The 23,153-nt window shown below is 69.2% G+C and carries 18 protein-coding genes; 9 read left to right on the top strand and 9 right to left on the bottom strand.

Annotation, left to right across the window (positions count from 1 at the left end; translation table 11 throughout):
• Positions 1 to 51 precede the first annotated feature (51 nt).
• On the bottom strand, positions 52 to 1,083 hold the full coding sequence (gene gnd, locus ACFTS5_RS24695) for a phosphogluconate dehydrogenase (NAD(+)-dependent, decarboxylating) (RefSeq protein ID WP_378635087.1): 1,032 nt from the start codon (positions 1,081 to 1,083) through the stop codon (positions 52 to 54).
• Positions 1,084 to 1,385: 302 nt separating this feature from the next.
• On the opposite strand from gnd, the gene ACFTS5_RS24690 reads away from it, so the two are divergent.
• Entirely contained in the window at positions 1,386 to 3,245 is a 1,860-nt protein-coding gene (locus tag ACFTS5_RS24690; protein WP_378635084.1) for a VanW family protein, read from the top strand.
• A 60-nt stretch (positions 3,246 to 3,305) separates the two neighbouring features.
• Here ACFTS5_RS24690 and ACFTS5_RS24685 read toward each other — a convergent pair whose 3' ends face one another.
• The 3 genes from ACFTS5_RS24685 to ACFTS5_RS24675 all read right to left on the bottom strand — a co-directional run bounded on the left by ACFTS5_RS24685 (position 3,306) and on the right by ACFTS5_RS24675 (position 6,403).
• Positions 3,306 to 4,472, bottom strand: coding sequence for a DUF5685 family protein (locus ACFTS5_RS24685; protein WP_378635081.1), 1,167 nt, complete (start codon positions 4,470 to 4,472; stop codon positions 3,306 to 3,308).
• 66 nt (positions 4,473 to 4,538) lie between these two features.
• The gene (locus ACFTS5_RS24680; RefSeq protein WP_378635078.1) at positions 4,539 to 5,138 is read right to left on the bottom strand and encodes a TetR/AcrR family transcriptional regulator; all 600 of its coding nucleotides are present in this window, start codon (positions 5,136 to 5,138) and stop codon (positions 4,539 to 4,541) included.
• Between the two features lie 86 nt (positions 5,139 to 5,224).
• Positions 5,225 to 6,403 (bottom strand): glycoside hydrolase family 3 N-terminal domain-containing protein, encoded by a 1,179-nt coding sequence (locus tag ACFTS5_RS24675; protein WP_378635075.1) that lies wholly within the window; start codon positions 6,401 to 6,403, stop codon positions 5,225 to 5,227.
• A gap of 115 nt (positions 6,404 to 6,518) precedes the next feature.
• On the opposite strand from ACFTS5_RS24675, the gene ACFTS5_RS24670 reads away from it, so the two are divergent.
• The 4 genes from ACFTS5_RS24670 to ACFTS5_RS24655 all read left to right on the top strand — a co-directional run bounded on the left by ACFTS5_RS24670 (position 6,519) and on the right by ACFTS5_RS24655 (position 12,787).
• Positions 6,519 to 6,986, top strand: coding sequence for a universal stress protein (locus tag ACFTS5_RS24670; RefSeq protein ID WP_378635072.1), 468 nt, complete (start codon positions 6,519 to 6,521; stop codon positions 6,984 to 6,986).
• Between the two features lie 99 nt (positions 6,987 to 7,085).
• A complete protein-coding gene (locus ACFTS5_RS24665) occupies positions 7,086 to 8,240 on the top strand; it encodes an isochorismate synthase MenF (protein ID WP_378635069.1) in 1,155 nt (384 codons plus the stop codon).
• A 67-nt stretch (positions 8,241 to 8,307) separates the two neighbouring features.
• Positions 8,308 to 8,478, top strand: coding sequence for a DUF2613 domain-containing protein (locus ACFTS5_RS24660; protein WP_022566695.1), 171 nt, complete (start codon positions 8,308 to 8,310; stop codon positions 8,476 to 8,478).
• Entirely contained in the window at positions 8,459 to 12,787 is a 4,329-nt protein-coding gene (locus ACFTS5_RS24655) for an alpha-(1->3)-arabinofuranosyltransferase family protein (RefSeq protein ID WP_378635286.1), read from the top strand. Before ACFTS5_RS24660 ends, ACFTS5_RS24655 begins: the two co-directional genes overlap by 20 nt.
• Before the next feature lie 7 nt (positions 12,788 to 12,794).
• On the opposite strand, the gene ACFTS5_RS24650 is transcribed toward ACFTS5_RS24655, so the two are convergent.
• The gene (locus tag ACFTS5_RS24650; protein ID WP_378635066.1) at positions 12,795 to 13,988 is read right to left on the bottom strand and encodes an acyltransferase family protein; all 1,194 of its coding nucleotides are present in this window, start codon (positions 13,986 to 13,988) and stop codon (positions 12,795 to 12,797) included.
• Between the two features lie 146 nt (positions 13,989 to 14,134).
• On the opposite strand from ACFTS5_RS24650, the gene ACFTS5_RS24645 reads away from it, so the two are divergent.
• On the top strand, positions 14,135 to 15,325 hold the full coding sequence (locus ACFTS5_RS24645) for a DUF3068 domain-containing protein (RefSeq protein ID WP_378635063.1): 1,191 nt from the start codon (positions 14,135 to 14,137) through the stop codon (positions 15,323 to 15,325).
• 84 nt (positions 15,326 to 15,409) lie between these two features.
• Here ACFTS5_RS24645 and ACFTS5_RS24640 read toward each other — a convergent pair whose 3' ends face one another.
• Positions 15,410 to 16,606: a polysaccharide biosynthesis protein gene (locus tag ACFTS5_RS24640; RefSeq protein WP_378635283.1), complete on the bottom strand. Its 1,197-nt coding sequence runs from the start codon at positions 16,604 to 16,606 to the stop codon at positions 15,410 to 15,412.
• Between the two features lie 209 nt (positions 16,607 to 16,815).
• Between ACFTS5_RS24640 and ACFTS5_RS24635 the strand changes: the two genes are divergently transcribed.
• Positions 16,816 to 18,660 (top strand): hypothetical protein, encoded by a 1,845-nt coding sequence (locus tag ACFTS5_RS24635; RefSeq protein ID WP_378635060.1) that lies wholly within the window; start codon positions 16,816 to 16,818, stop codon positions 18,658 to 18,660.
• Here ACFTS5_RS24635 and ACFTS5_RS24630 read toward each other — a convergent pair.
• Complete coding sequence (locus tag ACFTS5_RS24630; RefSeq protein WP_378635057.1) at positions 18,657 to 19,823, bottom strand: glycosyltransferase family 4 protein; 1,167 nt, start codon at positions 19,821 to 19,823, stop codon at positions 18,657 to 18,659. The two genes, ACFTS5_RS24635 and ACFTS5_RS24630, sit on opposite strands and share 4 nt — an antisense overlap.
• 297 nt (positions 19,824 to 20,120) lie before the next feature.
• On the opposite strand from ACFTS5_RS24630, the gene ACFTS5_RS24625 reads away from it, so the two are divergent.
• Positions 20,121 to 20,921, top strand: a complete 801-nt coding sequence (locus ACFTS5_RS24625; RefSeq protein WP_378635054.1) for a methyltransferase domain-containing protein — start codon at positions 20,121 to 20,123, stop codon at positions 20,919 to 20,921.
• On the opposite strand, the gene ACFTS5_RS24620 is transcribed toward ACFTS5_RS24625, so the two are convergent.
• Positions 20,922 to 21,218 carry a hypothetical protein gene (locus ACFTS5_RS24620; RefSeq protein WP_056823697.1) on the bottom strand — a complete coding sequence of 99 codons (297 nt, stop codon included), beginning with the start codon at positions 21,216 to 21,218 and terminating at the stop codon, positions 20,922 to 20,924. It lies immediately after the preceding gene.
• A gap of 211 nt (positions 21,219 to 21,429) precedes the next feature.
• On the opposite strand from ACFTS5_RS24620, the gene ACFTS5_RS24615 reads away from it, so the two are divergent.
• Positions 21,430 to 22,884 (top strand): aldehyde dehydrogenase, encoded by a 1,455-nt coding sequence (locus tag ACFTS5_RS24615; protein ID WP_378635051.1) that lies wholly within the window; start codon positions 21,430 to 21,432, stop codon positions 22,882 to 22,884.
• On the opposite strand, the gene ACFTS5_RS24610 is transcribed toward ACFTS5_RS24615, so the two are convergent.
• Positions 22,881 to 23,060, bottom strand: coding sequence for a hypothetical protein (locus tag ACFTS5_RS24610; RefSeq protein ID WP_378635048.1), 180 nt, complete (start codon positions 23,058 to 23,060; stop codon positions 22,881 to 22,883). The genes ACFTS5_RS24615 and ACFTS5_RS24610 overlap by 4 nt on opposite strands.
• Positions 23,061 to 23,153 lie beyond the last annotated feature (93 nt).

Here is a 23,153-nt window from a genome sequence, read left to right as displayed (position 1 = left end):
ACAACCGACCTCCGCCTGGCGACGAAAGGCCGGTTGTGGGCGTCTAGGGGGCTATTTTTGCGGCAGCTCGTTGTGGCCGCCGAACGCCTTTCTCATCGCCGAGAGCATCTTGTCGGCGTAGAAGGCCTGGCCGCGGGAGGAGAAGCGCTGGTAGAGGGCGGCCGAGAGGACCGGCACGGGGACCGCGGTGTCGATGGCGGCGTCGATGGTCCAGCGGCCTTCGCCGGAGTCGGAGACGCGGCCGCTGTAGGAGTCCAGGTCGGGGTCGCTGACCAGGGCCGACGCGGTGAGATCGAGGAGCCAGGAGGCCACGACCGAGCCGCGACGCCACACCTCGGTGATGGCCGGGATGTCCAGGTCGTACATGTAGTACTCAGGGTGCTCCATCGGCGTCTCCTCGGCGGAGTGCTCACCGTGCAGGTACTCCGAGCCCGCGTTGGCGTGCTTCAGGATGTTGAGACCCTCGGCGTAAGCGCCCATCGCGCCGTATTCGATGCCGTTGTGCACCATCTTCACGAAGTGACCCGCACCGTGCGGACCGCACAGCAGGTAGCCCTTCTCGGCCTGCGACGGCTCACCGGTGCGACCAGGGGTGCGCGGGGCCGACTCGTAACCGGGGGCGATGGTCGCCAGCAGCGGCTCCAGGTAATCGACCTGCGCCGCGTTTCCGCCGATCATCAGGCAGTAGCCGCGCTGTAGGCCGAACACGCCGCCCGAGGTGCCGATGTCCAGGTAGTGAATACCCTTGGGCTCCAACGCCTTCGCACGCTTGATGTCCTCGTGGTAGCGGCTGTTGCCGCCGTCGATGATGATGTCGCCCGGCTCGAGCAGCTCGGCGACGTCCTCGATCACCTTGCCGGTAGCACCGGCGGGAATCATCACCCACACCACGCGAGGCACCTCGAGCATGCCGATGAACTCGGCCAGGTCGGTCGTACCGCGGAACTTGCCGCCGAGCTCGGACTCCATCTCGGCGATCGGCCCTGGGTGGCGCTCGTAACCGACGGCGGTATGCCCGTCGCGCACGATCCGGCGCACGATGTTGGCACCCATCCGGCCGAGGCCGATCATTCCCAGCTGCATCAGTTCTCCTCGTTGTCCGGTCCGTGGTGTCGAGTCTCACCCCGATTGTCTCGCGCCGCCGCGTCGTCGCTCGTGGCGGCGTCGGCCCGCGCGCCGAAATTCTTCCGAATGGGCTGTAACGCCCCGCTCCGAGCCCCGATAAACAGATCGGCTCCGTGTAGTTGCCAGACCCCCGACCCGGCAACTACGCGGAGCCTTTCTGCTGCCCCCACCCGGTTGCCGAGCTGCCGAGCGCGCCGAAGCGCGTTACCCTCGGGCCGGACCCCGCAAACATTCGGGGCCAACCTAACGGAAGGACCTCCGTGCCCAGCGAGTCGACCGCCGGACAACCGGCCGACCGAAGGGGCGAGGTCGGATTACGCAAGCTGCTCGAATCAAATCGCACTTTCGATCCGGACACCACCGCCCTTACGCAGCCCTTGAACACCGTGACCCGCGATCGCTGGTCACCCACCCCCGGCCCGGCAGGCCCGCCCCCGCCGGCCCCGCCGGGCAACCAGCAGCTGGTCAAGCGGATCGGGATCGCGGTCGGCGCCGTGCTGGCCGTCGGGACCGCCGCCTACCTGGCCGACCTCGCGTTGAGCACGGGTGAGGTGGCGCGCGGCGTCGTCGTCGCCGGTATCGACATCGGCGGGATGGACCAGGCCGAAGCCGACGCGCTGCTGCACACCGAACTCGGCCCCAAAGCCGAGCGACCCCTGCCCGTGCGGATCGGCGATGTGCAGGCCAGCATGGTGCCCGCCACAGCCGGTCTGTCGGTGGACTACGACCGCACCTGGGACGCCGTCGGCAGCCAGCCGCTGAACCCGGTGAGCCGGCTGATCTCGCTCTTCGGCACCCGCGAGGTTCCGGTGTCGAGCACCGTCGACACCGCGGCCCTCGACGCACAGCTCGAGACCTTCCGCGTCCACGACAATCCGACCGTCGAAGGTACGGTGCGGTTCGAGAACGGCAGGCCGGTCGCGGTCGCGCCGGTGCCGGGCCGGGTGCTCGACACCGAGGCCGCGCGCACCACGATCACCGACCGCTGGGCGGCGACCAGCCAACTGGATCTGCCCGTGGTGGCCGCGCCGGTCGCCGTGCGCGCCGACGCCGTGCAGGCGGCGGTGCGCGACATCGCCACACCGGCCGTCGCGTCACCGATCACTGTGTCCGGCAAGGATGTTCAGGCCACGCTGACCACGGGCCAGATCGCCGACGTGCTCGGTTTCGTGCCGGACGGCAACGGCGGGCTGGCACCCCAGTTCAACAGCGACGCCGTCATCGCCTTGCTCGCACCACAATTGGCGAAGTCCGAGGTGGAACCCAAGGACGCCACCTTCACCGTCGGCGCGGGCAAACCGACCGTGGTGCCCGCCGTGGTCGGCGAGAAGGTGGACTGGCCCAAGACGCTGGAGAAGCTGCCCGCCCTGCTCACGCAGCCGGGTCCGCGCACCAGCCCGGTGGTCTATCAGCGCATCGAGCCCAAGCTCACCACCGAGGCCGCGAACGCGCTCGGGATCAACGAGACGATCGGCCAGTTCACCACCGGCGGATTCAGCGGCCCCTCCGGGGTGAATATCCGCACGGTCGCCGCCAAGGTCGACGGCGCGGTGGTCAAACCGGGAGATACGTTCTCGCTCAACGAGTTCACCGGCCCGCGCACCGCGGCGGAGGGCTATGTGGAGTCCGGCATCATCGACAAGGGCAGGCCGAGCACCGCGGTCGGCGGCGGCATCAGCCAGTTCGCCACCACGCTCTACAACGCGGCCTACTTCGCCGGGATGGAAGACGGCGGACACACCGAGCACAGCTACTACATCTCGCGCTACCCGGCCGCGCGCGAGGCGACGGTGTTCGACGGTGCGATCGACCTGGCGTTCCGCAATACCGGCACGACCGGTGTCTACATTCAGGCGGTCGCCACCGGCTCCGATATCACCGTGCGGTTGTGGGGCACCAAAACCGTGAACGTGGAATCGATTACGGGTGAGAAGTCGAAGCCGACCGAACCCAATGAGGTGGTGCTGCCCAAGGGCAAGGACTGCATCGCCTCCGAGGGCGCGCCCGGCTTCACCATCTCCGACACCCGGGTGATCACCGACGCCAAGTCCGGCGCGCAGGTGTCGCGGCACACGCGGACCGTGAAGTACGACCCCATCCCGATCGTCAAGTGCGAGTAGGGGTTCGATAGCAGAAGGCTCGCGCGGTAGGCGGATTCGCCACCGCGCGAGCCTTTTTCGTCAGCAGCCGCAATCGCAGCTGCAGTCGCCGCAGCAGCAGTCCTCGCCGCAGCAGTTGCCGCAGCACTCACCGCAATCGCAGCAACTGCCGCAGTCACAGTTCTTGGCCCAGGCGTCCTTCTGCTCGCCGGTGCAGGGACTGGTGTGGTCGACACAGCAGGCCATGCCGGTGCAGTAGACGCCGAGCACGAGTCCGCTCGCCTTGAACGGCCCCGGCCTGCTCGGGCGCCGTCCGGGCGGGGACGGGAACTCGTACGGCGAATGCTGCTGCGCCGTAACGGGAGTGCGGCAGGCATGGCCGACGGCGATGCCGAGCCCCCGACCGAGGCTCCGCAGCAGGCTCGCCAGCGGATCGAGCAGCGCCCAGCGGACCGTCGGCAGCTGGTCGAGTTCGGCCTCGGACGCGGCCTGCCGGATGCGGGATTCACTCTCGCGCAACAGATCGTAGGCGCGGGGCATATCCGTGCCGGTGGCCTCCAGCGGATTGAAACGGCCACGGGCGCGGTCGCGCTCGAGGTCTTCGATGGCGTCGGCCAGATGCGCGATGCGGCCGACGTGCCGACCGATCTCCTGCAGGGCCGCAACGTTTTCCGGGCGCCCGGCCAGGGTCGCCGTGTGACCGAAAAGGGTCGCGGCACAGAGCTGAGTCGGCCCGGTGAGTTCCTCGAGCGTGATCACCTCGACCGCCGCGCGGGACTCCATCGAGGACTGGGTGGCGATCGCGTTCAGCATGGGCCGCACATCGAGCCCGATCAGATCAGCCTGCTGCTGTGCTCGTGCGGCCCAGGCGTTCGATACCCGCCGCATCGGCCGGCGGGCGAGGACGGAGGCGTCCCCGTCCTCGACGTGATCGCCGATCTTGGCCGCGCCCAGCAGCAGTGACGCCGTGGCGGCCAACCGCACACCCGGCGCGTTCGCGGCGACCACCGACGCGCGCTTCATCCCGCGCAGCGGACACGGACCGGCGCTCGTGCGCGCACCCGCCCCCGACTGCGCCTCGGTGAGCACACTGAGCACGATCGCATCGGTGTTGGTCGCGGCGCGGGCCAGCTGACCGTGCCCGTCTCGCAGACCCAGACACAGCCCGCACATGTGTGCCTGCCACTGCCCCGGATCGATGCCATATTTCGCCGCGCCGTGCGCACACGGCTTCAACACACCGAACACTGCCACCCCGTCTGTCGTGAAACGTCAACCGTGCACGATCGCAGCCGACGGGGCGGGGCGCAACCGCTACTCGATCTTCTTCCGACCGGCCAGGCCGCGCCAGGCGAGGTCGTCGAGCAGGTCGACCGCCTCTGCCACTTCGATCCGCCCGCTGGCGACCCGGTCGGCGATGGCCTCACCCGCACCGATCACCGCCGCCGCGACGACCTCGAAGTTGGTGCCGGGGTCGGCGTTCTTGGCGCTGGATTCCAGCAGCTTCGCGGTGAGCTCGATGACCCGCTCACGGGCATTGTCGATTTCGGCGGCAAATGTTTGCTGACCGATAGCCTGACGGTAGAGAACCTGCCAGGACTGCCGATTGCGGTCGACGAAATCGAGGAAACCCTCCAGCGCGGTGCGGACCTGTTCGTGCGGGGTCAGCTGCGGGTTACCCGCGGGCGCGACGGCCTCGATGAAACGTAGACCCTCGCGCTGGATGCAGGCGCGGAACAGCTCGTCCTTGGAGCCGTAGTACAGGTAGAGCATGGGTTTGGAGATCTTCGCCTCGGCGGCGATGGCATCCATCGACGTGTCGTGGAAGCCTTTGCGTGCGAATACCTCGACGGCGGCATCGAGCATCTGTTGCTCGCGAACTGCCCGGGGAAGTCGCTTGGTCCCGCCTGCCATCCACTCTCCTACCGCAGGGTGAACCACCTATCTTACTCCAAGGTAAGTTCACCCGCGCTCATTTGCCGCACAGTCGCCGGGTGCGATCAGCAGCCCAGCGCTACGCCCTTGTAGCGCGCCATCCGCAGTACGGAAGTGTCGACCCGGTCGGCGGGCAGTTTGCCACTCGAGACCGACTGTTCCAAACGGTCGAGTACCTGCGGCACCGCATCGCTGCTGATCCACAGCGCGTTGTCGGCGCCCGCGACGAGCGTGGCCTCGACCGCGTCGGCGATGGACATCCGGGCGGTGATGGCGGCCATGCCGCTGAGATCGTCGGTGAAGATCGGGCCGTCGTAGGGGGCGGCGCCGTAGCCCTTGCCCTCGCGCAGCAGCGTCATCGCGGCCGGGCTGATGCTGGCGGGCACGTCGGGCTCGGTCAGGCCGGGCACGTCGAGGTGGCCGACCATCACCGCCGCACCGGACTTCACCAGCTCGCGGAACGGCACCAGGTCGGTGTTCTGCATCTGGTCCAGCGGCGGGGTGGTGACGGCGCCGGTGTGCGAGTCACCGGAACCGGAGCCGTGGCCGGGGAAGTGCTTGATCACCGAACCGAGGCCCACCTCGTTGGCCGCGCGGATGTAGGCGCCCGCGAATTCGGTGACGACCTTCGGGTCGTCGCTGTAGGAGCGGTCGCCGATCACGCTGTCGTCGGGCTGGCTGCTCACATCGACGTCAGGAGCGAAATCGACGGTGATGCCCAGATCCTTCAGCGCCTTCGACCTGGTCAGCGTGAACTGGTAGTACTGCTCAGGGGTCTGGGTCTGCGCGATCTCACGGGCCGACGGCGCGGCGCCGATCACGTTCTTCGCGCGCGAGACCCGCCCGCCCTCTTCGTCGATGGTCACCATAAGCGGGACCTTGGCCTGCGCTTTCACCGCGTCGAGCGCCGACTTGTCCAGCAGGCTCGGATCGGTCCAGCTGCCGACGAAGATGCCGCCCACCTGCTCCGAACTCACCACGTTCGACGCGTCCGCCGAACCGGTGATGCCGACGGTCAGCAGCTGGGCCAGCTTCTCCCGCTGGGAGAGCTTGGCGAGATAGTCTGCACCGCAATTGCTTTGGATCGGAGTCGCCGACGCGGGCGAACTCGACTCTCCGGCGGCGGAGGGGGCGGCCACTCCGCTGCTACTCGCCGCGGGCGTCGTCTCGTTCGACGAACCTCCCGAGCAGGCGGTGGCAACGGCGGCGAGGACTGCGAACACGACCACAGGCGATTTCCGCATGCGCTCCACGGTAGCCCGCCTCCGGCGCGAACCCCACCACGGTGGTTCGGATTGATACACACATCCGCGGGGTAATCTGAGGGAAAAGCCGCTCCGACCAGCGCAGGAGGTCGTCATGGCATGCGATCGGATGCTCATCGCCTACGACGGTTCCGAACACGCCAAACGCGCCATCGAGTACGCGGGACGATTCCTGACCGCCGACCGCGCGATTCTGCTCACCGCATGGGAACCGATGGTGCGCCAGGCCGCGCGCATCTCCGGGCTCGCCGGGGTGATGCAGCCGGACTGGGTGCCCGACGAAGAGGTGGAGGACATCGCCTACTCCGACGCCCGCAAGATCAACGCCGAGGGCGTGCACCTGGCGAAACTGGCTGGAATCGACGCCGAACCACGCACCGCCGAGTGCACCACCACGATCTGGAACGCCATCGTGGACTGCGCCGATGAGCTCGACGTCGACATCATCGTGGCCGGTACGCGCGGTGCCACGGGGTTGCGCGCGCTGTTGCACAGCAGCGTCGCCGAGGCCGTTCTCAAGCACGGGCACCGGCCGGTCTTCCTGGTGCCACCGGAGCAGTAGCGGTTCGCCACACCGGAACTTCGTGGTGCCGTCGCGCGGTGAGAGTTCCGTCGCTCTCCCGGATCGGCGCCACATCGGCGGCGTTATGGTCGAAGCACCATGAACGAATTCCTGCTCGCTCGACCCGACGCGGTGTTGCGGACGTCAGGGGTGCGCCAGGCGTACTCCGACCCTCGGCAGGCAGTGGCGGCGCTGCGTGCGTGGCGGAAACGGCCCGGCCACGTCACCGATTCGGCCGGGAAACAGCATGACTCGCCCGGCGCGGCACCGACATTGATCGTCGGCGCGCTCCCCTTCGATCCGCGCGAAGCCGCGGCGCTCTGGCAACCGGAGACGGTGCTGCACACTGCGGGACCGTGGCGACCCGCGGCGCTCCCGGAATTGCCCGGCGTGCGCGTGGTGGCCGAAATACCCAGTACGGCAGAACATGTCGCGCGTGTGACGAAGCTGGTCGAGCAACTGGGTGACCCGGCGAACGAGCTGCGCAAGGTAGTGGCCGCACGGTCGATCGTGCTGGAGGCCGACGCGCCACTGGACCCCGAGGTACTGGCGGCACACCTGCTGACCAGGCATCCGAATGCCGCGGTGTACGCGGTCGACCTGTCCGCGGCGGGTCGATCCGGCGAGACGCTGATCGGGGCGACACCCGAGGTACTGGTCGCGCGGCACGGCGACCGCGTCAGCCTGAATCCGCTGGCGGGAACCCTGCCTCGCCGCGCCGATCCGGCCGATGACGCGGCCCAGGCGCGCGAGCTGCTGTCCAGCACGAAGAACCACGACGAGCACGCCTTCGTGATCGACTGGATCCGGCAGCGACTGACCCCTGTCTGCACGGAACTGCGCATCCCCGACGCGCCCGAGCTCCTCAGCACCGAACAGGTCTGGCACCTGGCCACTCCCATTCACGGCGTGCTGCGTGACCCGTCGACCACCGCCCTCGACCTGGCCCTGCTGCTGCACCCGACCCCCGCCGTCAACGGCACCCCGTTCACCGCGTCCCTGGACGCGATCGCGACCGACGAACCGCGACGCGGCTTCTACGGCGGCGCGGTGGGCTGGTGCGGCGACGACGGCGACGGCGAATGGGTCGTGGCGATTCGCGGCGGCGAGCTCTCCGCCGATCGGCGGACGCTGCGGGCGAGCGCGGGCGGCGGGATCGTCGCGGCGTCGGATCCGCACGCCGAGCTGGCCGAGACGACCGTCAAACTTCGCACCCTGCTGAGCGCCCTGCGTTGCGAGCTGCCCAACGACTGACCGAGCCCGGTACACCTGCTAGGTTGACCGGAGACAGGCCCCGTCGTCGAGCGTATTGGAGTGCGCGATGAAGTTTGCTGTTCCGGCTGTTGCCAGCGCGGTCGGCGGCGCCCTGCTGAGCGCGATCGCCGTCTTCGCCATCACGGCGGCGGTGCAGCAGAACACGGCGCCCTCGATCGACCGCAGCGGTGACAAAGACTCGTCGCTGCTCAACGCCCCTGAATACGGCAGCCGCTGAGGCCGACGCCCGCGCGTCGCGCCCCGCATCGGGGCAACCGGACAAGGCGCCACTGGGCTGGCGCTGGCTCGTCGGCTCGGTAGTAGCCGCCTTCGTACTGACCTTCGCGCAGGCGCCCGGCCTCACCGTCGCCGACACCAAATACGACCTCGCGCAGAACCCCCTCGGTTTCCTCGCGCGAGCGTCGCACCTGTGGAGCAGCCAGGCCCCGATGGGCCAGGTCCAGAACCAGGCCTACGGCTACTTCTTCCCGCACGGCGCGTTCTTCTCCGCGGGGCACCTGCTGAACCTGCCCGCGTGGGTCACCCAGCGCGTCTGGTGGGCGCTGCTGCTGCTCGCCGGGTTCTGGGGAATCGTCAAGCTGTGCGAAACGCTCGGCATCGGCTCGCGCGGGTCACGGGTGATCGCGGGCATCGCGTTCGCGTTGTCGCCGCGTGTACTGACCACGCTCGGCTCGATCTCCTCGGAAACCCTGCCGATGATGCTGGCTCCGTGGGTGCTGCTCGCGCCCGCGGCACTGGGCACCGCGATCAAACGACGGCGCGGCGGCCCGCTCTCACCGGCGGGCAGCGCGCTGGCGCTGGCGTTGATGGGTTCGGTGAACGCTGTCGCGACCGTGGCTGCGTTCCTGCCCGCGGCACTGTGGTGGGCAACCTATCGGCCGAATCGGCAGTGGTGGCGGTTCACCCGAGCGTGGATTCCGCTGCTGGTCCTCGCCACGTTCTGGTGGGTGGTGCCGCTGCTGCTGCTCGGCAAGGTGAGTCCGCCGTTCCTCGACTTCATCGAGTCGTCCGGGGTGACGACGCAGTGGGCAGCGTTGAGCGAGGTGCTGCGCGGGACCGATAGCTGGACGCCGTTCGTCTCACCCGAACGAATCGCCGGCGCGGTGCTGGTGACCCAGCCTGCCGCGGTGCTCGCCACCGGCCTGCTCGCGGCGGCGGGGATGGCCGGACTCGCGCGGTCGACGATGCCCTATCGGGGCAGGTTCGCCTTGATCCTGTGCGTGGGACTCGCGGGGATCTGCGCGGGATATGTCGGGACACTCGGAGGGCCGTTCGCCGAATCGGTGCGGATCTTCCTCGACTCGGGCGGTGCGCCGCTGCGGAATGTGCACAAGCTCGAACCGCTGATCCGGCTGCCGCTGGTGGTGGGACTGGCGCATCTGCTCGGCCGGGTGGCGCTGCCCGCCTCCGTGCCGATGCCGGTGTGGCGCAGCTCTTTCGCCCATCCCGAGCGCGACCGGCTCGTCGCGGTCGCCGCGCTGGTCCTGGCCGCGCTCACCCTCGCGACCTCACTGGCGTGGACCGGGCGGCTGGCCCCGCGCGGCGCCTACGACCGGGTGCCCGCCTACTGGACCGACACCGCCGACTGGCTGGCCGACAACGCCGCCGACACCCGCGCGCTGGTGGTACCCGGTGCGCCGTTCGGCAGCCAGATCTGGGGACTCACCCGCGACGAACCGCTGCAAGCCCTGGCGAGTACCCCCTGGGCCGTGCGCGATTCGGTTCCCCTGAACCCGCCGGGCACGATTCGCGCGATGGACTCGGTGCAGCGGCTGATCGCCGACGGCAGGCCGTCGACCGGCCTCGCCGCCACCCTCGCCGACCAGGGCATCGGAATCCTGGTGTTGCGCAACGATCTCGACCCCGAGACCTCGCGTTCGACGCGTCCGATGCTGGCGCACCGCGCGATCGAGGGCTCGCCGGGCCTCACCAGAGTGACCTCGTTCGGCGCGAACATCGGGCCGCGCGCGGCGGATGCGGGACTGGTGGTCGACAACGATCTCCAGCCCGCCTACCCGGCCGTCGAGATCTACCGGGTCGACGTCCCACCGCCCGGCACCCCCGTCGACGTACGCAGCGGCACCGGCGCGCCGCCCGGGTTCCCCGGCGCGTACACCGTCCCGCTGGAGTCGACCCCGGTTGTCCAGGGTGGCCCCGAGGTGCTGGAGCGTGTGCGCCGTGACGGGGGGAACCCCACGGCGCCAGTGCTTCTCGACGCCGACGCGCGCCGCGCCGGATTACCGCCGCGGCCCGTGCTGCTGACCGACACCCCGATGGATCGCGAGTCCGATTTCGGCCGGGTCGACAACCACAACTCCGCGGTCCGCGCCGCCGACGACGCCCGGCGCACCCACAACCTGGTCCCCGACTACCCGGTCGAAGGCGCCGAACTCGTGCAGGGCGAATGGTCGGGCGCGAAGGTCACCGCGTCCAGCTCGGCCGCCGATGCCACCCAGATCGGCGGAGCGGCGCCCGGCAGCTCCACCGCGGCCGCCGTGGACGGCGATCCGAGCACCGCGTGGATCAGCAACGGTTCCGAATCCGCTCTCGGGCAATGGATTCGACTCGATCTCGACAAGCCGATCGCCAACGGCTCGCTGCGCTTCACCACCACGGCGGCGGCGCTGGGTGATCCGGTGAAGTGGGTCGAGGTCCGCACCTCACGCGGAACGGTGTCGGCACGGATCACCGAACCCGGAGAGCCCGTGTCCGTCGCGCTGCCCGCGGGCAAATCCGACTGGGTGATGATCAGCGCCGCCCGCACCGAAACCGGCACTCGTGGTGGTCAATTCGGGATCAGCGAACTCACGCTCGACGACTACTCCAACCGGGAAGCGCCGGAGCGCGTGGATATCCGGCACCGGGTGGTGCTGCCCGATGTGGCTGCCGGAACCATCGTCAGCGGGTGGGATCTCGGACAGGAATTCCCCGGCCGCGGTAACTGTTTCGACGGCCCCGACCGCGTGCACTGCAGCAAGGGGCTCGGGCTGCCCGCCGAGGAGCCGGGCATCTTCGGGCGCACGCTGTCGGTGCCGGAACCACTCACCGTGGGCACCGACCTCACCGTGCGCACCCGGCCGGGGCCCGCGCTGGAGGCCCTGCTCACCGACCCGACCCGGCCGGTGGCACGCGGTCAGGCCGATGTCGCCGACCTGCGCGGCGCCGCCTTCGCCGCTACCGACGGCGATCCGAAGACCACCTGGACCGCACCCGAGTCCACCGTGCGTGAACCGGCGGGCGGCAAACCCACTCTGGTACTGGAACTTCCGGAACCGACGCTGGTGACCGGACTCGACATCACCACCGCGCTCGGCGGCTTGCCCGCGACGGCGACCTCCGTCGCGGTGAACCTGGGCAACGGCCCGCAGATCCGCGAACTGCCCGAACGCGACCACGGCGAACCGGCCCGAATCTCGCTGTACCCCACCGAAACCGATCGCATCGAGATCAGCATCCAGAGCTGGAACGAGGTGCTCGACCGCACCGCACTCGGCTTCGTCCTCACCCAGCCCGCCGGCCTGGCCGAGGTCGACGTGCTCGGTCCCGAGTATCCCGCCCACGCTCCCGGCGACCGGCTCATCACCATCGGCTGCGACGCGGGTCCGGTGATCGCCATCGGTGGACGTGCCGTGCACACCACGATCACCGCCACCGCCGACGAACTCCGTTCGGGCGCGCCGGTTTCCGCGCGCGCATGCCCCGAGGACGCAGCGGATATCGAGCTGCTCCCCGGCCATCCCGACCTCACCGTGGCCCCCACGGAACTCTTCACCGTCGACCGCCTGCGTCTCCCCCGCACCGACCCCTACCCCGGCGCACCCAGCGCGCCTACGGGCAACCCCGGCGAAACCAGCGAAACCGGCGCTCCCTCGGACCCCACCGAAACCGGGGAGACTGCCGGCTCCACACCTACTGACGCAGGGAACAACTTCGCCGATCCGAAAGCGCCGGAGACTGGCACTCAGCTGCTGGTCCTTCCGCTGAGCACCAACGTCGGCTGGCAGGCGCACACCGCCGACGGACGGGAACTGTCGCCACTTGTGGTCGACGGCTGGCAGCAGGCTTGGCTGGTTCCGCCGAGTACCAGCGGTGAGATCACGGTGTCGTTCCCGGCCGACCGCTGGTATCGGCTGGCGATCTTCGGCGGGCTGCTGCTGCTGATCCCCCTGGTGCTGCTCGCCGTTCCGCGCCGACGTGCGGTGCCCGACGCCGGGCCCGCACCGAGCACCTGGGGTGCCGGTTGGGTCGCGGCGATCGGGCTGACCGGCGTGATCGCGGTGATCTCCGGGCCGTTCGGTGCGGCGTTCACACTGATCACCTTGGGCTGCAACTATTTCCGGCCCGCGCTGACGGAGCGGACCCTGCCCTGGCTCGCGGGCCTCGGGACGCTGGCCTCGGCCGCGGCCCTGTCGACCGGGACCTGGCGCTCCGGCACCGAATACATGGGCGGCTCGCTGTTGGCCCAGGCGCCAGCCGTCATCGCGGTCGTCGCAGTCGGGGTGGCGGCGCTCCCCCGCCGTCGCTGAGCACGACTCAGCGCACCGCCGGACGCTGCGCCGATTCCGGCCGGTGTTCGTCGACGCGCGCGGACCCGGCCCGCCGATCCCACCGGGCCGCCCAGCGGCGGGCCGGTTCCTCGATCAGGGCGAAGCTCGCGGCGGCCAACGGGAGCGTGAGCGCGGTGGTCAGGGTGATCACGTAGAGGAAGTCACCGTTGAAGGGCACGATGCCGAAGACCGGGAAGACCACGGTGAGCACCACCAGGTGCCACAGGAAGATGCCGTAGGACCAGCGGCCGAGCATCGCGGCGGTGCGCGATTCCAGCCAGCGGTGCGGGGCGCCGGATTGCCGCAGCACCAGGGGTGCGAGCAGGCAGAACCCGAAGATCATGCCCAGCGCCATCTTCATCGCGTACTGCCACGGTTGCGCGCGTTCCAGACCGGCCGGACCGCCGAACTCGGTCGCCGAGAGCAGGAACGCGGCGAGCGCCACCGCCCACATCAGCGGCTGACTCGACAGCACTCGCGCCCACCGGACCTCGGGTCGCACGAGGTGGATCAGTTCCGCCAGGAGCATCCCCGCCGCGAACCACGGCAGGTAGGCGGGCAGCCAGTTGTCGGCGTGGATCGCGTCCGGCGTCGGGATCGGCCACAGATTCCAGGTCAGACACACCGCGACCAGCCCGCACAGCACCGGCACCCGCCACCGCGCCGCAGCGCCGCGCAGTCGCACGACCAGCCAGGCCAGCACCGGCAGCACCAGGTAGAAAGCCATCTCCACCGACAGGCTCCACATCTGGGTGAGCCCATCGGTCAATGTCAACGGCACGAACACCTGCAGCAGGAACAGATTCGACACCCACACCCGCAGGTTCGCCGAATGCGCCGCGCCGGGCAGCAACAGCAGCACGAACACCACGACGACCCAGTACGCGGGCATCACCCTGGCCACCCGGTGCAACAGGTAGCGAGAGGTCCGCGGTGCGCGGCCGAGCCCGTGCGCGGCCGCCGCGTGCGGGCGCCACAGCAGGAAACCCGACAGCGCGAAGAACACCGCGACCGCCATATCGAAGCGTTCCAGGATCGGGCCGAGGACCGGCATCCCGGTCGTTCCGGTCTGGAACGCGACGTGGGTGACCAGCACACCGAGCGCCGCCATCCCGCGCATCCCTTCGAGGGCGGGAATGAAGGCGCGCGGGCGCGAAACGGGAGCGGTGGCGGTCGTCATCGGGGTCCAGTCTGCCGTGTCGGCGATTTCCACGGCACAGCACCGCACCTTCGCGGCCTGGGCTGTTAGTGTCGGGGCTCACGAGTGCCTGTGGTGCAATACCAGACCACCGGGCCATCCGTGTTCGAACGACGAGGAGAGTTTGCATGGCACTGAGTGCCGGTACCAGAAGAACGGTCGCCTGCGTGCTCGTGGGTCTGGGCGCGGCGTTACTCGTCGCCGCGCTGATGATCCCCACCTACACGGTGAGCAAAGTCGCCAAGACTCCACTCGATCTCGAGATCACGACGATCGCGGAGAATCAGAAGGGCGAGGAGAGCCTCGTCCTCGACTCCAAGTCGTTGACCTCCGGTGACGGTGCCGCCGTGGTGAACAAGGATGTGCCGCTGATCTCCCAGCGTTTCGTCACCGTCGAGGAGCCCTCCGACGCCGACGAGATGACGCTGCAGGCAGGCCAGACATTGCGGCGCACCGACGTGCAGGGCGATACCGGCCTGCTCACCGCCGCCATCGACCGCGTCACCATCTCGCGCACCACCGGCATGCCGGTGGACACCGACCCCAACGGGTCGATCGCGGTGACCGTGAACAAGGACGGCAGCGTCATGGAGCCGGTGCAACACACCGGCATCGGCTACCGCTTCCCGATCGGCACCGAGAAGAAGACCTACCCGTACTTCGACATCAACGTGCGAAAGTCCTTCGACGCGAACTTCATCGAAGAGACCGAGATCAACAACATGAAGGTGTACCACTTCCAGATGGAGGCGCCGGTCACCAGCACCTGGGACGTCGTGCAGTCGCCGACCAACCGGCTCACCCTGCCCGCCGCCAAGTGGGGCGTGGAGGGTGGCGACACCCCCGTCACCATGACGCGCTACTACACCAACGTGCGTGACCTGTGGGTCGAGCCGCAGACCGGCACCGTGATCAAGGGTGGGGAATCGATCCACCTGTTCTACGCGCGGTCCGGCGACAAGCCCGAGGTCACCGCACTGAAGTCGCACCTGGTGTTCGACGAGGCGACCGTGGAGTCGCAGATCGCCATCGCCAAGGAGAACACCGACAAGCTCTCGCTGTTCGGGCGTGTGGTGCCGATCGTGTTCGGCGTGCTGGGTGTGCTGGCGCTGCTGGCGGGGTTGTTCCTCGGACTGCGCGGCGGTGGCACTGCGGCTCATGCGAGTCCGCGGGGATCGCGTCCGACGCCCGCGCCCACGGCCGCGCCGGATGACACCACAGCTACTCGGTGGGACGGCGACGACGCGCCGACAACGCAGTTCCCCCGTGGGGACTACGACGCGCCTACCGAGCAGATCGACATCGACAAGCGTCCCTAGGCGGAAACGCTCTACAACAGCCCCGGTCTTCGGCCGGGGCTGTTGTGTTTCCGGGGACGCCCCGGGCGAAACCGGCCGGTTCGGTCAGTGCAGGACCGGGTCGGCCGGAGCCGGGTGGGTGCGGGCCGCGCGAAGAACGACGACGGCGACGATCGTGGTGGTGACCGCGGCTACGGAGACAGCCGTGCCGATCAGGGATTCGATCGTGCGGGCGAAGGCGAGCATCAGGGTCACCTCGACGGCCAGGCCGATCCAGGTGACGGCGGCCAAGGCGGTGCGTTCGACCGCGATGGCCGAGAGCAGAGCGCCCTGGAGGACCGCCAGGATCGCACCGTGCAGGGCGAACAGCCACAGCATGCCCTGAATGGGGGCGTAGTCGGCACCGGCGAACAGGGGGGCCAACGGGGCGGCCAGCGCGGCGCCCAGCACCGCGACGACGCCGATCACCGAGAGCACCGAGAGGGCGTCGCGAATCGCACGGGCGGAATGGGTGGGCTGGGCCATCCGGGGATACAGCACGACGCCGACCGCCTGCGGCAGCCAGAACGCGATCTTGGTGGCGATGGTGCCCAGCGAGTAGCGGCTCGCGTCGACCTCGTCGAGGACGATGCGAACCACGATCAGGTCGACCGAGGACAGCGCCATCAGCGCCGCCTGCACCTGCACGGCACGCAACACGGGAAGGACGCCGACGGTCTTGGTCATCGGTTCCCGGCTGCTTCCGGCATCGCCGCTGCCAGCGGTCGGTGGATCCACCGACCCGGTCGTCGAGCGGGCGATGCGACCGGCGACGATCGCCGCGCCGACGATGCCCCCCGCCCCCGCCCACAGCGCACCGGCAGCACCGCCACCGAAGGCCAGCGCGAGCAGCGCGGGCGCCACCCGCGCCGTACCCGCCATCGCGAGCACCGTGGCGAGCGCGCGGAAGTGATTGCCGCCCTGCAGGATTCCTTGTTCACCCGAGAGGATCACCAACGCGGGCGCCGCGCCGAGGGCGGCGGCAGCGGCCCACACGCCGACGTCGAGCACCACGGCCACCACCGGAATCAGCACCACCGCGACGGCGGCGACCAACGCGGCACACCGCCACATCATCGCTCGCACCGCGCGTAACGACGCCCCGCGCACCACCTCCCTCGCCACCACGTTCTGCATGGCAAGGGCGGGAACCGCGCACAGCAACTGCACTGCGAGCAGGCTCGCGAACTCGCTGTATCCCTCGACTCCCAACCAGCTCGCGGCCAGCAATTGCAGCAGGTACCCGGCGACGTTGGCGGTCATGGCGCCGGCCGTCACCCAGGTCAGATCGGCAACGACAGGCGGGCGGCGGACTGAGGACACGCCTCATGGTCGCACTTCACTGTGTTGGCCATCACGCCTACCCCGAAAATGTGAGTCCAAGCGGACTCACCTTCGAGCGATTCGGCCCAGAACAGCGCCTATTCGACCCCGGCCACGGCGAAGCCCGACGGGACGTAAGGTGCGTGGACGTGACGAGTAGCGGGCGAGCAAGGGCCTTGGTGGCCGGATACTGCGCTCTGCTCACGATGATCATCGTCGGACCGCTCGCCGGATCGGGCTACCTGCTGCTGCGCGACGCAGTGAGCACCCCCCGCTCCTTCCTCACCGATTCGGCACTCGGCGTGGGCGCGGCCGCACCCCGCGCCGTTCCGCAGGACGCCGTGCTCGCCGTGCTCTCGCCGGTGATCGACGGCGGAATTCTCGTGAAGGCGATCCTGATCGTCGCGCTGTGGTCGGCCGGATACGGCGCGGCGGTACTCGCGCGACGATTCGTCTCCGCTTCTACCGGAGCGCAATTGGTCGCCGCGACCCTCGCGCTGTGGAATCCCTATGTCGCGGAACGACTTCTCCAAGGCCACTGGAGCCTGCTCGCCGGTTACGCCGCCCTCCCGTGGACCGCGCTCGCCGCCGCACGCATCCGAACAGCCACCAGCAGCACGGAATCCGGCGAAGACGCGAGGGCGGGCAGCCGATTCGGATTCGCCGCGTCTGTCGGTGGATGGGCGGCACTGACCGCGAGTTTCGCCGCTGCCGGGCTGACGCCGACCGGCTCGTTGCTGGCCGCGGTGATCGGGCTCGCACTGGTCGGGCGGCGGGCCTTCCTCCCCGCCGTCGCGCTGTGGATGGTGACCTGCGCGCCCTGGCTGACCGCGACCGCGCTCGGATCGGGGGCCGAGCCGTCGGACCCGGCCGGCGTCTCGGCGTTCGCGGCACGGGCCGAACCGTGGCTCGGCACGCTCGGCAGCCTCGCCGGGCTCGGCGGGATCTGGAACGGCGAAGCGGTCCCCGCGAGCCGCACGACCCCGCTCGCCCTGCTCGGCACACTCTTGCTGCTCGGCATCGTCGCGTGCGGGGTGCGGGCGGTATGGGCGCTCGGACGTGACGGGCGAGCGCTGCTGGTGATCGCGGCGGTGGCGATCGTGCTGCCCGCCCTCGGCGCGACCAGCTGGGGGCTGGCCGCCGGAGAATGGCTGGTGGTGCACGTTCCCGGTGCCGGGCTGCTGCGGGATACGCAGAAGTACGTGGCGTTGGCCATGCCCGCCTACGCGCTGTGCGCGGCGGCCGCGTGCCGAACCGTCACCGTGGCAGTCCGCCGAGTTCTGGCCAACGACCCGGAAGCTTCTGCCGCCGAAGGACACCCGGAAATTCGCGAGGGCCGGACCGGATTTCTCCCCGCCGCAATCCTTTTCATTCTTCTGCTCACCCTCCCGCTGGCCGACCTCGCCTGGGGAGTCGGCGGCGCCGTGCGCCCCGTCCACTACCCCGCGGGCTGGCAACAGGTGGTCGACCACGTCGACGCTCCCGGCGACATAGCGGTACTTCCCGCCGGGATGTTCCGCCGATTCCCCTACAGCGGAACAGCTCCCGTCCTCGACCCGGCTCCCCGCATCCTCCCCAACGATGTCCTGCAGACCGGCGAACTCCGAGTCCGCGGCTACGCGGTGACCGGCGAGGGCAACCGCGCCCGCACCGTCGAGCAAGCGCTCCTCGAAGGTGCCCCGGCCACCGAACTAGCGGCGCTCGGCGTCGGCTGGATTCTGATCGAACGCACCACCCCCGGCCCGCTCGGCGCCTCCGAGAAAACTCTCACCACAGCCGAATCGAAGTACCAGGACAAAGACCTGGCCCTCTACCGCGTGCCTTCCCCCACCCTTCTCGACATCGCCACCCCGGCCCAGCGCCGAACCTCCGCCGCGGCCCACCTGATCTGGGCGGCCCTGCTACTCACCGGACTGATCGCCGCGGCTGTGCGCCCGGACCGGACGGGCGCCCGGCGAGCAGATCGAGAGGCAGCGGGTCACCGAGTCGACTAGACCCGGGCCGGGGAGACCAATCCGCTGACGGTGCGGCCGCGCGCGGCGGCGGCGAGGACCTCGAAGACACCGGCGCCGGTCTGTTCCCAGGAGAACTCGTTGGCACGGGCTCTGGCCTTCTCGCCCATCACCAGGCGGGTATCCGGGTCGGCCAGGAGGTCGCCGGCGGCCGCGGCCAGGGCGGAGGCGTCGTCGACCAGCAGGCCGGTGACGCCGTCGACGATGGAGTCGGTGAGACCTCGGGAACTGCGGTAGCCGATGGTGGGGACGCCGTGCTGGGCGGCTTCGATGACGGCCAGGCCCCAGCCTTCCTTGCGCGAGGGCATCACGTGGACCCAGGCCGTCGAGAGGATCTCGTGCTTGCGGCGTTCGTCGACGTGGCCGTGGAAGGTGACGGCGTCGGCGATGCCGAGTGCGTCGGCGCAGGCGCGCAGGTTGGGGGCCCACCAGCCGTCGCCGATGACGTCGAGGTGCACGTCGGGGAAGCGTTCGCGCAGGTGGGCGACCGCGGTGAGGGCGTCTTCGATCTGCTTGTGCGGGACGAGGCGCGACAGGACCGCGATGCGCGGGTGGGTGGCGCGGGTGGCGTCGTCGCCGGGGACGACCGCGGCGGGGACCGGTTCGGCCCCGTTGCGGACCACGGCGATGCGCTCACGGTCCACACCGAGCGCCGACAGCTCCTCGGCCGACGGCAGCGACACGGTGAGGTACTGGTTGTCGCGGTGCACGCGCGGGGACAGCGTGGATTCGATCCACCAGCCGATCCGCCCGACCAGGCGACCGGCGACCGGCCACTGCTCACGGTGCCCGTGGTGCACCAGCACTACCGAGGGCACACCCGTCGCGGTGGCGAAGAAGGGAATGCCGTTCTGGGTGTCGATCACGACGTCGGGGCGCAGGCCGCGCAGCGGGCCGATACCGAGCCGACCGGCCACGATGGCGGCGAGCGCGCGGGGGTAGACGGTGAATCGGCCGCCCGCGCGACTGATGTCGATGCCGTCGATCCGCTCCCGTTTGGGGGCACCCGGGTAACCCGCGGTACGCAGGGTGACCTTGATGCCCCGCGCGGCCAGCTGGGCGCCTACCTGCTCCAGATACCGTTCGCTGCCGCCACCCTGTGGGTGCCCGGTGTCACGCCAGCAGAGTAGGAGGACTTCACGCACGGTCGGGGCTCGCATTCGGTTCGGTGGCAGACAAACGTCGGCCCCCACACTAGCGGGTGTGCTCCACGCAACACGGCTGTATCGACCCCGCCCGCCCAGATCAGCCCGTCGCAACCGAGCTGACCCCGTGAAGACGAACCCGGCGCAATCACCCAATCGAACCCCGTCCAGTCAGTTTTTCCGACTCCACAACGCCGAAACAGGTGATTGCGCCAAGACCCCACCGATCTCCACCCCCACCACCCAACGCCCCCACCACCAGCCGCGACCGAAGGGTCTGCCCATAAACTCCTGCCCGTGCCGATCGCCACCCAGCCGACAACCGAGCAGCCCGTCCATCGACGCGACCGATCGAGGTTCGCGCGCCGGGCCACTCTGCGCCGCTCGCTGCGCCTGCTCACCAGCTTCCGCTTCGAGCAGTCCGACCCGGCCCGCTTCTACGGCGGCATCGCCACCGACAGCGCGGAGCTGATCGGCGACTTCTACGCCGACATCACCGGCCGCGATCTCACCGGCACCGTCGTCCTCGACGTGGGCGGCGGCCCCGGCTACTTCGCCGACGAGTTCACCGCGGTGGGCGCGCGCTACGTCTCGGTGGAGCCCGACCCGTCGGAGATGCACGCGGCCGGGCTGCGGGTGTCGGGTTCGGTACGCGGATCGGGGATGGCACTGCCGTTCCTCGACAACTCCTTCGACGTCTGCTTCTCCTCCAACGTCGCCGAACACGTGCCGCAGCCGTGGCTGATGGCGGACGAGATGGTGCGGGTGACCAAGCCCGGCGGCCTCATCGTGTACTCGTACACGGTGTGGCACGGACCGTTCGGTGGGCACGAGACCGGTCTCTGGCACTACCTCGGTGGCGAGTACGCGGCCCGCCGGTACCGGCGCAAGAACGGACACGAACCGAAGAACAGGTTCGGCCGATCACTGTTCGCGGTGACCGCGGCCGATGGGTTGCACTGGGCAGCAACGACTTCAGCCGACGTGCGGACTATTTTTCCGCGTTATCACCCACACTGGGCCTGGTGGCTCGTCCGAGTTCCGGTCATTCGCGAGCTACTGGTCAGCAACCTGGTCGTGGTAGCTACCAAACCATGATCACGCCAGCCAGCTCAAGCGCCGCGACCTCCGCATCGGCTCGGGCAACACCCTGACCCACGGCGATTCCTGAATCGCCAGGCCTACGGTCTCCAACGTGGTCAGGCCGACCTGATCGGCCAGCGCGCCGACCATCGCGACCGCCTCAGCGGCCTGGATAGCGGCAGTCGCCTGCTCGATCGTGAGCGTGCGGCCCGGCAGGAATGAGACAACCCATCCGCCACTGCCCACACTTTTCGCTTGATGGTCGGTCTGGTCGCTGGTCATCAACGATCGGCCGATCACTTGCACAGCCATGAGTCGGTCTCCCCAATTCGCTGTTAATGTCCGATGAATCGAGCGAGCTGATCAGTAGCTAAAGCATCCCCTTTTCACCACCGGAACGCAATAGTGCGTTTCCCCGAAAAGCGAACCGACAGGTTGGAATTCGCAATCTTCACAGTCGTTGCGCCGCAGCGAATTAGAACAGGTTGCAGACAATTCGCCCGCAAAACTGTAACGTGTTCTCATGCACTACGACAGTCTGTTCATCGGCGGGAAGTGGACCACCCCGGCCGGTAGTGACCGCATTTCGGTGGTCTCCCCTGCAACGGAGGAGACCGTCGGCAGCGTGCCGGCGGTAACGAATGCCGATGTCGACGCCGCGGTCGCCGCGGCGCGCGACGCGTTCGACAGCGGGCCGTGGCCATCCACACCACCACTGGAACGAGCGGAGGTACTCACCAAGGTTGCGCGGCTGATCGAGCAGCGTTCGCCGGAATTGCTCGCCGCGCTCACCGCGGAGATGGGCGCGCCGACGTTAGCGGCCTTGACACTCAACCAGATTCCCGCCGTCGCGGCACTCGACGCACTCACCGAGCTCGCGAAGACGTTCGCCTGGAACGAGACTCGAGTCGGCCTGTTCGGAACCTCGCGTGTCTCACGGGAACCCCGCGGTGTCGTCGCCGCGATCACCGCCTGGAATGTCCCGTTGTTCCTCGCCGCGAACAAGCTCGGACCCGCGTTGCTGGCCGGCTGCACTGTGGTGCTCAAGCCGTCGCCACTGACTCCGCTGACCGCGAACATCCTCGCCGACCTCTTCACCGAGGCGGGCCTGCCCGACGGCGTGCTCTCGGTGCTGCCCGCCGACGCCGAGGCCAGTGAATACCTCGCGGGCCACCCCGGCGTCGACAAGGTGACCTTCACCGGCAGCACCCCGGTCGGCAGGAAGCTGGCCGCGCTGGCCGGTGCGCAGCTCAAGACCGTGTCGCTGGAGCTCGGCGGCAAGTCGGCCGCCATCGTGCTGCCCGACGTCGACCTCGCCGCGAGCATTCCCGTGCTCGCGTTCTCCGGGCTGATGAACAGCGGACAGGGCTGCGTCGCGCAGACCCGAATCCTCGCGCCGCGCAGTCGCTATGACGAGATCGTCGAGGCGCTGGTCGCGCACGTCAAGACCATGCAGACCGGTGATCCGACCGATCCCGCCACCCAGCTCGGCCCGCTGATCAGCGAAAAGCAGCGTGACCGCGTGGAGGGCTACATCGCCAAGGGCAAGGCCGAGGGTGCGCGGCTGGTGCTCGGCGGCGGCAGGCCGGCGGGCGTGGACCGCGGCTGGTTCGTCGAGCCGACGATCTTCGCCGACGTCGACAACTCGAGCACCATCGCCCAGGAGGAGATCTTCGGCCCGGTGCTCTCGGTGATCCCGTACGAGACCGAGGACGAGGCCATCGCCATCGCCAACGACTCCGACTACGGCCTGGCCGGTTCGGTGTGGACCACCGATATCGAGCACGGCGCCGAGGTCGCGGCCCGGATCCGCACCGGTACCTTCGCGATCAACTGGTACGCCTTCGACCCGACCGCACCGTTCGGTGGCTACAAGAACTCGGGCATCGGCCGCGAGAACGGCCCCGAGGGCCTCGACGCGTTCTGTGAGCAGAAGTCGGTCCTGATGCCCATGGGGTGGACCGACTCCGCCTCCTAGTTTTCCGGCATATGGACCCGGAGAACCGGCTGCGCGGCCACATCACCCCGGGCAGGTAGGTCGACGACCTCGACCCGCCAGCCCGGGGGCAGGACCCGCTCCAGTCGGCCCGCCACGCGCTGCATGGGCGTGCTCGAATAGGTGTCGGACTCGAATCCGGTCACCAGATCGGTCATGCGTCAAACCACCTCTCAGCGTCGATCTCGTCGTTGACCGCGTGGCGGTGCAGGAGTCTCGCAGGGGTTTCAGCTCGAGAGGAATATAAGCGA

The organism is Nocardia sp. NPDC056952, assembly GCF_042674185.1.
Classification (GTDB): domain Bacteria; phylum Actinomycetota; class Actinomycetes; order Mycobacteriales; family Mycobacteriaceae; genus Nocardia.
The sequence above is the reverse complement of the archived record's forward strand: the minus strand, read 5'-3'. Positions and strand labels throughout refer to the sequence as shown.